The following is a 12,723-nucleotide window of genomic DNA, read 5'->3' as shown; positions in this document are numbered from 1 at the left end:
TTCGGATGAAGAAACAGGATGAAATGGACGATGCGCTCTACCAAGAGATAATGCAGTATTGTGAGGAAGGTGATACTGCCGTTGAAGAAGATGAATATGATAGTGCAATACATGCCTTTCAGCAAGCTTTTGATTTAATTCCTGAACCTTACCAGGATTGGGAAGCTTCTACTTGGGTATTATTCTCACTAGGCGAAGCACAATTCTTTAACGAGGACTATATAGCAGCAAAAGAATCTTTAACTGCTGTTATGCATTGCCCAAACGCTATTGGTAACCCGCTGATTCACCTCCGGCTAGGGCAAGCACAATATGAACTCGGTAACTTCTCTAAAGCAAAGGACGAACTGATGCGCGCCTATATGGGACAAGGCGAGGAGATATTTGATGGAGAGGATGAGAAATACTTTAACTTTCTAAAACAAGAGGTAGACTTGTAAAGTCTATTTTTCTATAATAACAAAAAGGCTGGCCTCACTTGTAAAGTGAGGCCAGCCTTTTTGTTATTATAGAAAAATAGACTTTCTGGTGGCTGCTTTGCCGCTGGTACACCTGTGGCCGTCGAGGGCGACTACCGCAACATCGAGGATATCCGCGTAGGCGACCTGGTCTGGGACTGGGCCTGGGACGAGGCGACCCAGGCCATGGACTGGAAATCCGTCACGGAGGTATTTCGAACCCAAGCCGAGGAAATAGCCGAGCTGCACTTCGCCGACGAGCCCGCCCCCTTACGCGTCACGCCGGCCCACTGGCTGTACGCCGAACCGCAGGGCTGGACGGCCGCCGGTGATTTGCAGCCTGGCGACCGTATCCGGCGGCGGCAGGGTGAAGCCGTTGCCGTGGTCAGCACACAGATTCGAGTGCAGGCCGAACCCGTCTACAACTTGGAGGTAGCCGACTGGCACACCTACTTTGCCGGCCCCTGGCAGCTGCTGGCCCACAACAAGTGCGACGCGCTGACCGAGCTGGTCGATATCGGGGCCGGGGTATTCAAAAAGCGTCTCAAGCCCAACCATACCTATGTACGTAACGGCTATGAGTACGCCACCGATGCCTACGGCCGTATTAGGAAAGCTGCCGGAGAGTTGCGCATCGAACCCAAAGCCACACGGGCCCGGACGCAAAATCCGAAAGCGGCCGAACGCATGCAGGGTCTAGCCGGCAAGAACGACGGGCGGCAGGCCGGGGATGCCGGCGGGCACCTGATTGGCGACCAGTTTGGTGGGATCGGCAACAACGCTAACCTGGTGGCCATGAAGCACGAAGGGGTCAATGCCTACCCCAACGGCACCTGGGGCAGTATGGAAAAGGCTTGGGCCGATGCCTTGGCTAGAGGTGAAAAGGTGTATGTAGATATCGAACCTATCTACAAGGATGCTACGGCCAAGCCTCATAGTTTTAGTATCATTGAAATCATTAATGGGGTGTCAAATAAACGTACAATCAACAACTTTTAACTCCACACTTCATGACTGACGAAATCCAAGACCTATTTCAGCACATTGGCCAGTTGGCTGTTGATAGTGTGCCCACGGATGACTGGAATATAGTTACAATAACTATTAGAGCTATTAGGTCTTATGTTGAAGAGAATGGCACATTTACGCACCCAGAAAAACAGCTCACACCCAAAACATTTATAATTATTGACCGGCACCTAGAATATGACGAGCGAATGACTCCTAGCTTTGAGAAGCTGCGTCAGTTGATGTATGAGGAAGCGCCGTTTCGTGGAGCCTGGTACTCAGCCGTGATGACCATCACAGCCGAGGGCAAGTTCGATACCGAGTTTGAGTACGAGCAGAAACCCAAGTTTGATTATATGCCGGTTCCCGAAGCGTTTGCCCAGGACTTCGAGCACTTCCCGCGCAACGAGGAAAGCACCCCGGACTGGCTAAAGGAAATCGTGCAGCAATTCGGCCTGTCCTACCATGAGCCCGAACCGCTAAGCTAGGCTGGCGGCCACGCTTCCCTTCTAAGAAAGCCCCGGCCTTGGCCGGGGCTTTTTGCTGGGGCCGGGCCTAGACAGTCATCAGTTAGCACATGTAGGTTGGGCCCCGGGCAACTGCTGGCCCACAACAAGGGCGACGCGCTGACGGAGCTGGTCGATATCGGGGCCGGGGTGTTCAAAAAGCGCCTCAAGCCCAACACCACCTACGTGCGTAGCGGCTACGAGTACGCCACTGATGCTTACGGCCGCATCCGGAGAGCGAAGGGCAAGTTGCGCATTGAGCCTAAAGCTACCCGCCTACGTGACGAATATATGCAGGGTGTAGTAGGAGTCAAAGATGGCCGCAAAGCCGATGATGTGGGAGGGCACTTGATTGGTGACCAGTTTGGGGGCACCGGAAACAATGCCAACGTGGTGGCGATGGATAAACTCGTTAACAACTACCACAAAGGCAGGTGGGGACAGATGGAAAAGGCCTGGGCCAAAGCGATTAAAGAAGGTAAAACAGTGGAAGTGGATATTGAGGCTATCTATAAGGATGCTAGTGCCCGGCCACATAGCTTCGAAGTGACCGAATGGATTAATGGGGTAGAAAAAACACATACCATTAACAACTTCTAATCAACGCGCAATGACTGACGAAATCCAAGATTTATTTGAGCATATTGGTCAACTGGCTATTGATAGTGTGCCAACTGATGAGTGGGATACTATTAAAATAGAAATAAAAGCAGTGAGAAGCTTTGTGGAGCGAACTGTCATTTACAGCCATCACGAAAAGACTCCTGAGCCAAAGACTTTTGGAATAAAAGACAAGGAATTAGAATATGATACCCGTATCACACCTAGTTTCGAGCGACTGCGGCAACTCATGTATGATGAGGCACCTTTCCGTGGGGCCTGGTATACTGCAGTAATGACCATTACGCCAGATGGCAAGTTTGAAACTGAATTTGATTATGAACAAAAACCGGCGTTTGATTATGAGGCAAGTGCGGAAGAGTACAGTGTAGACTTCGAGCACTTCCCGCGCAACGAGAAAAGTACACCGGAGTGGCTGAAAGAAATTGTGCAGCAGTTCGGCCTGTCCTACCACGAGCCCGAACCGCTAAGCTAAGCTGGAGCTGATTCGTACACGCGTTATTGCCCCTAGCAACTGCTAGCCATAACAAGTATAACGCGCTTCTCTTGAAGAGCTGGAAAAGATTCGCTCCGAAATGGGAAAAGGTATTTTCACAGGTCATCTGTAAATAAAGGCTCGAATGCAGATTCACAAATTCATAGAAGATTCCGATCAGTACAGCGTCCCATTTGATTGGGACGACGACGACAATATCGACTACGTGAGCAACATCGTGGACACGTACTTCGATAAATATCAGCGGGTCGGTGATAACTGGCAGCCAACCTTATTTGGCATAATCGCCCCCCGTGTGAAAGTGGGCGACCTGGGTACGTTAGCGGGAAGTGAGCGTATCGTTTTCAGTCAGCGAGCTGTAGATGCTCTACGACCTCTCTTGGGCACAAGTGTAGAACTGCTGCCTTACCCAACTGAGATAGGAACTTACTATCTCGTTAACGTACTAGACGTAGGGGACTATTTAGATAAGAATAGAACAAAGTGTCGAGAAATCCTGCCTAACGGACTGTGTGCCGGTATCAGTAAATTTGTATTTCAAGCTGATTTGTTACGCGGCAAACACATCTTCAGAATTCCGGATAGTCCAGTGTTTCGATACGTTTCTGATGAATTCATCGCCGCCTGTCGCAAGCATAACCTAACTGGCATTGATATGACAGAAGAGGTGAAGGTCTGGGATTCGGCAATTGTTTAGGGATGATGGAAACCTATCCACTAGTCCAAGCTGTACGCCTTCCCCGGGGTACCGTTGAGGCTGTTGCGCCCTCGCTGGTCATCTCACGATGATTTATTAACTCCAGGTCATCGGCTGGCTCATCTGCCTTGTCAGTCACAATTGCTCATCGTGGATACGAGTCTTTACAACGACGTTGTAGCCCTTGTGTCATAGGAAGCCTTCAAAGCAAAAGGGAAAGCCCCAGAGGAAGCGGGTGCAGTCACGTGAGCCTTCGGCCAAGACAACACGCTCCATCGCTCTGAAGATGTACATTCTGATAAAAAAAAGCCTCCGTGACAGATGTCACGGAGGCTTTTTGCGAGGTTAGCACCAGGTGCTTATACCCACTTATTGTCCAGAACAGCGCCGTTGGCGTTGATCTTGTTGGCCGAAATGGTCAAGCTCAGCGTCATCGAGGTGTTGGTGTCAGCACCACGAGCGTCGAAATGCTCAGCGTAGCTTACGCAGTAGGCTTCCTCGAAAGAAATCTCCTTCAAGGTCGAATCCTGGTCGATACGCTTGAAGATGATTTTACCGCTCTCCCGCTTGTACGGATCCAGCATCCAGCTGGTCAGCGACGCGCTGTCGGTCGAGACGATGGTAACCTTGATGGTACCACCTTGCACTTTGGACGAAGGACGACCTTTGTCGTCGATTGCCTGGTCGAAGGAGTAGCTGCAGCTTACTACTTCACAGTCACCGCTGCCAGCGGCGTTGAAAAATGCACTAAATGATGCCATGATAAAAGGATTAGGGGGTGTGAAAAATGAAGGAATAATAAAGGCACTACAACTTTGGAGAATTTGCAACAGCCATTTCCACAACACAACTCACGCGGCTCTACTGCTGCTTATACTCGGCATTCCAGTCACGGCCCGGCGCATCTGGGTCGTCACCTTTGGTGCCATCCAGGGACACCAAGAAGGTCTTCGCCGGGAAATAGGGCACCATGTGAATGTCGAGCAAAATGCGGTCCTTTTGATTGGGGTCCCGCTCAAACTTCTTGATGGAGAATTTCTCGATGAGCTTACCCGGGCCAGCAATACCATCCAGGAAACGCACGATCTGGCTTTGAATGTCCATGCGCACGTTGTGGTCCCAGTTTTCGAAAGCCCGGCGGTTCAGGAAGTCGATGAGCACCTTGGTGACGTGGTCGAACACGCGCACTACCGAGTAGGTCTGCAGGCCGATATTGTCGCCATTGAACAAGGTCTTGGCCGAGAAGGCCATTACGCGTCCATACTCATTAACCATCGGTACCAGACCGATTTTTTCCATGTTGGCAATCTCACTCTTGCGCAATGGGAAGCGTACGCCATCCACTTCATTGAGTGTACCGTGCTTACGGCCAGCCGTTACTTGGGACGCCAGGGTGCTGTAAATGCGTCCGGCCAGGGCTGAGGATGGGGGCACAAACAAATCTTCCTCCTCGCCTACTTCTTCCAGCTTGCCCCGGCCTACCAGCCAGTTGCAAGCCATAATGACGTTGGACTTATGCGCTTCGGCACCGGTCAGGTTGGCCTCGTCGAATAGCTCAATGACGTCGTCGGGAGAATCATAGTGCTCGAAGTCGGTGACCATCATCACCTTGTTCTTATGCGCGATTTTAGCCCACTTGTCAATGACTTTATTAGAGCCCAGGTAGCCTGGGATTACCAGCAGCGAATAGTTGTCGCGCAAGTCAAGCCGGTCGTAGTTCTGCTCCAGCTCGTCCGAAACGGCGTCAATGAACGTGGTATTATCCAGGTCCTGCAGCTGCTCCTTGTCGGCATTGAGGATGGAGATGTTCTTGATTTCGTTCTGGTCGGTATTGCGGTAAAACAGCGTTACTGAGCGGTACGCCTGCTCCAGATCATGAGTAGCCTCAATGGCCTTCTTCAGGTTATCGGTGAGCTGGTTTTTAGCCGACTCTACCTTTTCCTCGCTTTTCTGCACTGCATCAGCCACCGAATCAGACTCGCTGAGCACGGAGTGCCACAAAGCCAGCCGCTTTTTAAGCTGCTGCCGGTCGGCCTTCTTGCTTTCCTCCGTCAGGAAGATTTTTTTACGAGCTTTCTTCTCCGGATTTAGGTTGGAAGCCCCGTCGATGGTGGTTTCGAGCAGGTCGAAGCCGCCAAACTTGGCCAGGGCCTGCGCATTCTGTTCAAGGCGCGGCGCGAGTTCCCGTTCCCGGGCAGCGCCGGCAGTGGAGGCAATATCTTGGTTTTCGGTGGCCATATGGGTGGTTCCCTACTGAGTATAAAGCGTGAAGAAATCAGCCGCGAGCTAGTCCAGCTCGCTTATCATGGCTTCGATAGCCGCCAGAAACGCCGCTTTGGTTTCGGGGTTTTCCAGCGCTGACTTCAAAATTTTGTTCGACTTAAGCTGGCGCAGCAATTTTTGCAGGTTATCCGCCTCCGTATCGAGGCTTTGCAGGAAATTGCTTTGGTTGATGATGCCCTGCTTACCGAAATCGCCCAGGGTTTCGAATTGGAGTTTCTCGGGGATAATAGAGCCATCCTCTTTCTCGAACTCCACGGCAACTTCGGGCTTGAAGTGCGCAAAGACCGCCTCGGGCGTACGTAAGCCTTCTACAATTTTAGCCCGCAAAGGCGGGTCGGCCGTCAGCTTTTGTACCAGCAAAGTCCGATTCAGGGGAATGTCTGAGATGGACTCCTGTGCGTTGTCAAGCTTGCGCTCTTGTCCGCCGATTCCGTAGTTGAACATAGAAACAGTTTTATGACTAAATGATGAAATATCAATCCGTTAGACGATTTCTATACGGCCTACTTGAGCCGAAAGGTACATTAATTCAGGAAATACAATACTTTAACGCTACTAATTTTGAGCAGCAGCCCAAGTACTGTGGAGTCCTCGTCTAAGGGCTTGCACATTTTCCCTGATATTTACGATTTCCGATATTGAATAGTTCGGGATAGTCGAGTTTCAGTGGTTTTTTAACAGGTTTCTAGCCTGTTAGAAACCATTTGCCGCAATTCGGGCGGCCCCGCCGCGGCGCGTTGCGTATGCCGGTTACAGCCCAGGTTCCGGCCTGAGCGTAGCTATTCATCCTGCCATCCATCTACCCTATTCTTTTTTTTCCGTGTCTTACTCCGACGAACTAAAACGCACCCTGCATATCGCCCAAGCCGTGGCCCACGAATACCGCCACGAGTATTACGCCGCCCCCACGTGCTGACGGCCCTGCTGCACAATGAAATAGGCCTAGCCTCTTGGTTGGCTATTGAGCTCGACAAAGACATTCACTACCTGCGGGAGTGGGCAGAGGTGCGGCTGGAAGGCTTGCCTAAATCGACGAGGCCGCCTGAGATGCCCAGTCAGGATACCCAGCTTAAACCGGTGCTGGAAGTGGCCGACCTAGTGGCCCTGCAACTGGCCAAAGAGCAAACCGACCCGCTGAGCCTGTTGGCGGCGCTGCTGCGCCCGGGTCTGGCCTTTACCGAAGAGCAACTCAAATCCTTGCCCCTGACGCAGCGCGAGGTAATGAGTGCTGCTGAGCCGGAGGCCCAGCAGCCCCTGGCTGTGGGGGCTGACGGACAAACTACCGCCCCCCTTTCCGACCGCGCCGCACCGACTGCCAAGGCTGGGGCACTAGCTACGTACTGCGTAAATAAGACGGAGGAAGCCGCGGCCGGTAAGCTGGACCCCATTGTGGGGCGCGACCGGGAAACGCGGCAGATGGCCGAAATTCTGGGCCGGCGCACCAAGCCCAACGTGCTGCTGGTTGGGGAGCCGGGCGTGGGCAAGTCGGCGCTGGTAGAGGGTTTTGCCCAGCAGATTGTGCAGAAGAAGGTACCAACGCATTTGCAGCAGGTGGTGCTGTTTGAGCTGGATTTGGGCACGTTGGTGGCCGGTGCTTCCTACAAAGGTGAAGTAGAGGACCGGATTAAGAGCGTGCTGACCGAAATCAAGCAGTACACCCGGGCCATTCTGTTTATCGACGAAATTCATGTGCTGCTGGACCCCAAAGGCTCGGCCGGCGCGGGCATTGCCCAGCTACTGAAGCCGGAGCTGGCCCGAGGCGAAATTACCGTTATCGGAGCCACTACGAATGACGAGTACCGCCAGTACATTGAGGCCGACGAAGCCTTCAACCGCCGCTTCGACGTGCTGCGGGTGGAAGAGCCCAGCGTAGTAGTAGCCGAGCGGATGCTGGAAAGCGTGCTGCCCCACTACGCGGCCCACCATGGCCTGCAGATTGGCGAAGGCACGGTGAGTGAGGCCGTGCGCCTGGCCAAGCGCTACATCAAAGACCGGCAGCTGCCCGACTCGGCCATCGACCTGGTAGACCGCACCATGGCCGCCATCCGCATGCTCGACAGCCATGCTGAGGCCGAATTGCAGCAACTACAGCAGGACTTCGAGGCCCTGGCTGCCCGCGGCTCGGAGCTGGAAGAAGCCGATTATATGAAGGAGCTGCGGTGGTTTTTGTACCAGGTGCAGAACCAGGTAAGCCACCTCTGGCTCAACCAACTCGACCAGGAGCAGCAGCCCGATACGCTTGAAACCTCGGAGCCGCTGGAAGCCTACATCCGGGAGCTACTGGCGGCCGTGGTGGCATTGTCGGGCACCAAGAAGGACAGCGTGGAGCGGGCCGACGTGGCGGCTGTGGTGGCCGGCAAAACGGGAATTCCGCTGGGCAAGCTGCAAAGCAACGAGCGGGACAAACTGCTCAACATGGATCAGACGCTGCAGCAGCGCGTGGTGGGTCAGAACCACGCGGTAAAAGCCTTGTGCGAGGCTATTCTGGAGTCGCGCTCCGGCCTGATCAAAGCCGGGCAGCCCATTGGCTCGTTCTTTTTGCTGGGCCCCACCGGCACGGGCAAAACCGAGCTGGCCAAGTCCCTGGCCGACTTTTTATTCAACGACGAGTCCTTCCTGATTCGCTTCGATATGTCGGAGTTCAAGGAGGAGCACTCGGCGGCCCTGCTCTACGGGGCACCTCCCGGTTACGTGGGCTACGAGGAAGGCGGCATGCTGGTCAACAAGATTCGGGAGAAACCCTACTCGGTGGTGCTCTTCGACGAAATCGAAAAGGCCCACAGCTCGGTCTTCGACATCTTCCTGCAGATCTTGGACGAAGGCCGCCTGCACGACCGGCTGGGCCGGGAAGGCGACTTTTCCAACGCCGTTATTCTGTTCACCTCCAACATCGGCAGTGAGCAGATTATCAAGTCGTTTGGCGAAGGCCAAATTCCGGCTACCAACACGCTGATGGAAACCATGAGCCGCCATTTCCGACCCGAATTCCTGGCCCGGCTCACCGAAATAGTGCCCTTCGCCCCGATTTCCGAGGAAAACGTGGTGCAGATTTTCGACATTCACCTGCGGCCCCTGCAGGAGCAGCTGCGCCGGCAAGGCATTACCCTGGAACTGTCTGAGGAGGCCCGTACCCACCTAGCCTTGTCGGGCTTCACGCCGCGCTACGGAGCCCGACCTATCAAGGGCGTTATCCGGCAGCAGCTGCGCCGCCCAATTTCACGCATGATTATTTCCGGCGAAGTGGGCAAAGGCTCGGTCATTGCGCTCAGCAAGCAGGCCGAAGCCGAGGAACTAACCTGGGAAACTACCGCCGCACCAGTAGAGCAGGTATAGCGCCTCATTCGGGTAATCAAACAAAAGGGCCAGCAGTACGCTGGCCCTTTTTAGTTCTTAGCTACTTTGCAGCTACACGTTCTTGATCATCACCTCATAAGGCAGGTTCATGGCCGACTGACTGGCCAGGGTTATCTGCAGGTCTTCGGCCGTTTGCTGCCATTCGGGCCCCGACAGCCGGCTGGAGGCCGATGGCGTCAGCACGACCCGAATGCAGCGCACAAAGCCCGACTCCGGCGTGGTACCGTTGCGGAAACCTTTCTCTACCTGCACCAGCGCCAGCTGACTGCCCAGCTCGGCCCAGCAAGCCGCTTTAATGTCCTCCAGGGTCACGATACGGTTGCGGCTGAGCAGATTTTTGCGCAGCGCGTGCACCCGCTCCTCGGGCCGGGGTCGCTCCTGCCCCCCGATGGTAGTGGTAAGGAGCTGCACTTCGTCGAGATACTGCCCGTCGTAGACCTGCAGACGGCTGCCTGGTGCCAGGCGGTTGGCCGCAGCCCCGTCGCACGACCAGTACTCCAGGAATACACTGTCGTTCACGTCGTGGGGGCGCAGCAGCACGTAGGGCGCGGTGCTTTGGGCGGTGGCGTCGCGGCCCAGGCGCTCTTCCAGCCGGGCCAGGTTCTGGTTTAACTCCCGCAGGGTAGAGGAAATAAAATCGGTGCCGGTGGCCGTAAAGGCCCGGCTTTCATCGCGCAACAATTCTAGCAGCTGTCCTAGGGCCTGTTTGCCGGTACGGGCATCGAAGCGGCCTACGCCGTGCGAGCGAAGCGTGTAGGTGTCGGTTTGGGAGTCCTGCAGGCCGGTTAGGGAAGTAGAGCGGTACACCACGTTGTTGAGGCTATAGACCTCACGCATGGCCAAAAATGGCTCCTCCGAATCGAGCGGGAAGATGTTCAGGGCCTGCTGCAGCCGAAACAGGCGCTTGTGCAGGCGGCGGTTGAGCACCGGAAAGCAGTTGGTGGCGCAGAGCAGGTTCGTCAGCGCCTCGGGCGGCAGAGCGTGGGAAAAGCGCACTTCCAGCCACACCAGCGGCTGCGTCAGCTGGGCCAGGGCCGCAGCCGGCAGTTGCGCAGCCAAGGCGGCCGGGTAAGGCCGCGGCACATACGCCGTCAGGTCGGCGGCCGGCCCACCTCCTACTCGCACAAAGTGTGGCGCATACACGGCCCGGACGTGCTGTTCCACGCGCTGCAGAAAATCGTATTCCTGGTGCAGAAATGTCTCGGTAGCCCCTTCTTCCCGTAGGCCAGGCTCCACGGTGAGTTGGGCCTCGCCCAGACGCCACGACTCACCGGGCAAAAACGAGGTAAACACCTGGCGCTGGGGCTCATTGGCCCAATCCAGGTAAAACCCTAAGCTAGCCAAGGACGTCACTTCCGGGTCCAGCTCCAGGCCAATCCACAGGCGGCGGTGCTCGGTGGGCAGGGCCGTAGCCGCCTGGGCCACTACGCGCTTCTGCAAGCTCGATTCCAGCTGCCAGAGCACGGTGTCGGTGGCTAGGTAACGTACCCGTCCGTGGGTCAGGCTAGTAGTTTGGAGTGGGGAGAAGAATACCGGTTGCGTACTCACCTGCCGGCCGGCGGCGGGCCGCTGGTACACAAACTGCGCGTCGGAGGGCAGAATGGCCTGGGCTTCGCGGGGTAAGGCCTGGGCCACGGCGTGGGCCGGGCGTGGGGCGTCCACCACGTCGGGGTTGAGCAAGCTGGCCAGCCGATCCACTAAGCGGTGCTGGGTGCTGTGAATTTCCTGCCCGATTTTTTCCAGCTCCACGGCGCAGGCTTCCATGAGCATCTGCACCAAAGGGTCAAACCCCTCCATTTCGGCCTCACTGTAGCCCAGAGCTCGGCGGCTTTGTGGGTCAGGCGGGTTTTAATGGCGGATTTGGTGAAATCGTCGGGCGAGGGCGTCATGCGGGCACTGAAAAGAATAACAACTGAATTAGCTAACAGATAAAGGCGCCACAAACAGGCTGGCGCGGAAGGCAAACGGCTCGTTGGTGCGGTGCAGCACGGCCTTGACCGTCACTTCCAGCCGCTTCCGAATCCGCTGGTTTACCCCTTTCATTTCGAAGTCATCCACACCCACCAGCACTTTCACCTGCTCCAGCCGGGGCTCGTGGCTGCGGACGGTTTCCTCTACGGAGCGCTGCACGGCGTCTTTCCAGCGCATGTTGGTCATGGCCTCAAAATCCTGCTCCCAGACCAGGCAGCCGAAGCCCGGGTCGTAGCGCGACTCGCCAAAGTAGGTGGTCAGCATCAGATACAGGTGCTGGGCAATGGACTCCTCCTCCGAGCAGCGCGGCAGAGCCCGGCGCTGCAACAGGGTTTCAAAATCGAGGGGAAGCCGGTAATACTCGTTGCTCATAGCGGACCGAAAACAGCCGCCCACCCCACGGTTAGGGCCGGGGGCAGCTTAGTTGAAAATGCCTTTTTTCAGCTCCTGGTCAATAACCTCGACCATTTTCTCGACGGTTTCCTTCATGTCGCCCGAACTGGGATTCTGCAGAATGGTCAAATACGACTTACGGGCCTGCTCCAGCATTTCGCGGCGGCGCTTGCCACCTACAGCGGCGGCGCGCAGGCGCAGGCAGTCGGCATTGGCAAACGTGACTTTGTCTTCGAGCAAGCTAACCTGCTGCTGGGCATCAAGCAGGTTGCGCTGGAGCTCGGCGCTCCGGCCGCTGCCGCCACCCCCGCCGCCACTGCTGCTCCCGCCACCGCCTCCTCCCCGCCACCGGAAGGCATCGGGGCCGGGCGGTTGGCTGCGGCAGCTTGGTAAGTAGCCAGCAACTGCTTAGTCTGGGCTAGCTCGGCGGCCAACTCTTCCTTACCCGACACGTCAATGCCACGCTTATCGAGGGAAAGGCGCAGGAAATCAATGGTGCTGCGGTTGTTGCGGAACAGGTCGAAGTCACGCAGCACGTTCTGGGCAATGCGCTTATTGGCTACCATCTGCATCCGGGCCGAGTCGCGCCGCAGCTCGTTCAGGGACAGGGCAATGGAGTTCAGGTAATCCTGGGTGCGCTTGTTGAGCTCCCCTATTACCACGTCATTGGTTTCGGCGCGCAGCTCACGGTCAGTGAAGTCGATGCGTTGCAGGTGCTTGGTCAGCGTATCCATCTGGGTCAGCAGCCGCTGCTGCTCATCCTTGGTCTGGGCCAGCTCCTTTTTCAGCCGCGCGTTTTCAGCGGCCGTAGCACCATCCGAAAACAGGAAATACGACGCGGTGACCGGTATAACCAAGGCCAGCAGATACAGCAAGGCAAATTTCCACAGGCGGGTGGTGCGTTCAGCTTGGTTGAGGGGTTTCATGAAAGGACGA

General features: G+C 55.7%; 14 protein-coding genes. 7 read left to right on the top strand and 7 right to left on the bottom strand.

The window, feature by feature from the left end; translation table 11 throughout:
- Nucleotides 1-5: 5 nt before the first annotated feature.
- The 6 genes from MUN79_RS13610 to MUN79_RS13585 all read left to right on the top strand — a co-directional run bounded on the left by MUN79_RS13610 (nucleotide 6) and on the right by MUN79_RS13585 (nucleotide 3,786).
- A complete protein-coding gene (locus MUN79_RS13610) occupies nucleotides 6-440 on the top strand; it encodes a tetratricopeptide repeat protein (RefSeq protein ID WP_244678143.1) in 435 nt (144 codons plus the stop codon).
- A gap of 114 nt (nucleotides 441-554) precedes the next feature.
- Nucleotides 555-1,457: a DNA/RNA non-specific endonuclease gene (locus MUN79_RS13605; RefSeq protein WP_244678142.1), complete on the top strand. Its 903-nt coding sequence runs from the start codon at nucleotides 555-557 to the stop codon at nucleotides 1,455-1,457.
- Between the two features lie 218 nt (nucleotides 1,458-1,675).
- Nucleotides 1,676-1,954, top strand: a complete 279-nt coding sequence (locus MUN79_RS32365; RefSeq protein WP_244678141.1) for a hypothetical protein — start codon at nucleotides 1,676-1,678, stop codon at nucleotides 1,952-1,954.
- 96 nt (nucleotides 1,955-2,050) lie between these two features.
- On the top strand, nucleotides 2,051-2,572 hold the full coding sequence (locus MUN79_RS13595; protein ID WP_244678140.1) for a DNA/RNA non-specific endonuclease: 522 nt from the start codon (nucleotides 2,051-2,053) through the stop codon (nucleotides 2,570-2,572).
- Nucleotides 2,573-2,582: 10 nt separating this feature from the next.
- A complete protein-coding gene (locus MUN79_RS13590; RefSeq protein WP_244678139.1) occupies nucleotides 2,583-3,068 on the top strand; it encodes an immunity protein YezG family protein in 486 nt (161 codons plus the stop codon).
- A gap of 145 nt (nucleotides 3,069-3,213) precedes the next feature.
- Nucleotides 3,214-3,786: an imm11 family protein gene (locus tag MUN79_RS13585; protein WP_244678138.1), complete on the top strand. Its 573-nt coding sequence runs from the start codon at nucleotides 3,214-3,216 to the stop codon at nucleotides 3,784-3,786.
- Between the two features lie 359 nt (nucleotides 3,787-4,145).
- Here MUN79_RS13585 and tssD read toward each other — a convergent pair whose 3' ends face one another.
- The 3 genes from tssD to MUN79_RS13570 all read right to left on the bottom strand — a co-directional run bounded on the left by tssD (nucleotide 4,146) and on the right by MUN79_RS13570 (nucleotide 6,513).
- A complete protein-coding gene (gene tssD, locus MUN79_RS13580; RefSeq protein ID WP_100335079.1) occupies nucleotides 4,146-4,547 on the bottom strand; it encodes a type VI secretion system tube protein TssD in 402 nt (133 codons plus the stop codon).
- Between the two features lie 100 nt (nucleotides 4,548-4,647).
- Nucleotides 4,648-6,024 carry a DUF5458 family protein gene (locus tag MUN79_RS13575; RefSeq protein WP_244678137.1) on the bottom strand — a complete coding sequence of 459 codons (1,377 nt, stop codon included), beginning with the start codon at nucleotides 6,022-6,024 and terminating at the stop codon, nucleotides 4,648-4,650.
- A gap of 48 nt (nucleotides 6,025-6,072) precedes the next feature.
- Nucleotides 6,073-6,513, bottom strand: coding sequence for a hypothetical protein (locus tag MUN79_RS13570; protein WP_244678136.1), 441 nt, complete (start codon nucleotides 6,511-6,513; stop codon nucleotides 6,073-6,075).
- A gap of 465 nt (nucleotides 6,514-6,978) precedes the next feature.
- Here MUN79_RS13570 and MUN79_RS13565 point away from each other — a divergent pair, with 465 nt between their 5' ends.
- Nucleotides 6,979-9,402 carry an ATP-dependent Clp protease ATP-binding subunit gene (locus MUN79_RS13565; RefSeq protein WP_311136741.1) on the top strand — a complete coding sequence of 808 codons (2,424 nt, stop codon included), beginning with the start codon at nucleotides 6,979-6,981 and terminating at the stop codon, nucleotides 9,400-9,402.
- A 72-nt stretch (nucleotides 9,403-9,474) separates the two neighbouring features.
- Here MUN79_RS13565 and MUN79_RS13560 read toward each other — a convergent pair whose 3' ends face one another.
- From MUN79_RS13560 to MUN79_RS13545, 4 genes are all read right to left on the bottom strand, one after another.
- A complete protein-coding gene (locus MUN79_RS13560; protein WP_244678135.1) occupies nucleotides 9,475-11,220 on the bottom strand; it encodes a type VI secretion system baseplate subunit TssF in 1,746 nt (581 codons plus the stop codon).
- A gap of 120 nt (nucleotides 11,221-11,340) precedes the next feature.
- On the bottom strand, nucleotides 11,341-11,766 hold the full coding sequence (locus MUN79_RS13555) for a GPW/gp25 family protein (protein ID WP_244678134.1): 426 nt from the start codon (nucleotides 11,764-11,766) through the stop codon (nucleotides 11,341-11,343).
- Between the two features lie 48 nt (nucleotides 11,767-11,814).
- The gene (locus MUN79_RS13550; RefSeq protein ID WP_244678133.1) at nucleotides 11,815-12,027 is read right to left on the bottom strand and encodes a hypothetical protein; all 213 of its coding nucleotides are present in this window, start codon (nucleotides 12,025-12,027) and stop codon (nucleotides 11,815-11,817) included.
- Nucleotides 11,964-12,713, bottom strand: coding sequence for a type VI secretion system transmembrane protein TssO (locus tag MUN79_RS13545; protein ID WP_244678132.1), 750 nt, complete (start codon nucleotides 12,711-12,713; stop codon nucleotides 11,964-11,966). The genes MUN79_RS13550 and MUN79_RS13545 overlap by 64 nt, the downstream gene beginning before the upstream one ends.
- Nucleotides 12,714-12,723 lie beyond the last annotated feature (10 nt).

The sequence above is a fragment of the Hymenobacter cellulosilyticus genome (assembly GCF_022919215.1).
Lineage (GTDB): Bacteria > Bacteroidota > Bacteroidia > Cytophagales > Hymenobacteraceae > Hymenobacter > Hymenobacter cellulosilyticus.
The sequence above is the reverse complement of the archived record's forward strand: the minus strand, read 5'-3'. Positions and strand labels throughout refer to the sequence as shown.

Coding starts and splice junctions, on each gene's coding strand:
- MUN79_RS13570 (WP_244678136.1), bottom strand. CDS start 6,513: ATGTTCAACTACGGAATCGGCGGACAAGAGCGCAAGCTTGACAACGCA.
- MUN79_RS13610 (WP_244678143.1), top strand. CDS start 6: ATGAAGAAACAGGATGAAATGGACGATGCGCTCTACCAAGAGATAATG.
- tssD (WP_100335079.1), bottom strand. CDS start 4,547: ATGGCATCATTTAGTGCATTTTTCAACGCCGCTGGCAGCGGTGACTGT.
- MUN79_RS13560 (WP_244678135.1), bottom strand. CDS start 11,220: ATGGAGGGGTTTGACCCTTTGGTGCAGATGCTCATGGAAGCCTGCGCC.
- MUN79_RS32365 (WP_244678141.1), top strand. CDS start 1,676: ATGACTCCTAGCTTTGAGAAGCTGCGTCAGTTGATGTATGAGGAAGCG.
- MUN79_RS13545 (WP_244678132.1), bottom strand. CDS start 12,713: ATGAAACCCCTCAACCAAGCTGAACGCACCACCCGCCTGTGGAAATTT.
- MUN79_RS13590 (WP_244678139.1), top strand. CDS start 2,583: ATGACTGACGAAATCCAAGATTTATTTGAGCATATTGGTCAACTGGCT.
- MUN79_RS13585 (WP_244678138.1), top strand. CDS start 3,214: ATGCAGATTCACAAATTCATAGAAGATTCCGATCAGTACAGCGTCCCA.
- MUN79_RS13575 (WP_244678137.1), bottom strand. CDS start 6,024: ATGGCCACCGAAAACCAAGATATTGCCTCCACTGCCGGCGCTGCCCGG.
- MUN79_RS13555 (WP_244678134.1), bottom strand. CDS start 11,766: ATGAGCAACGAGTATTACCGGCTTCCCCTCGATTTTGAAACCCTGTTG.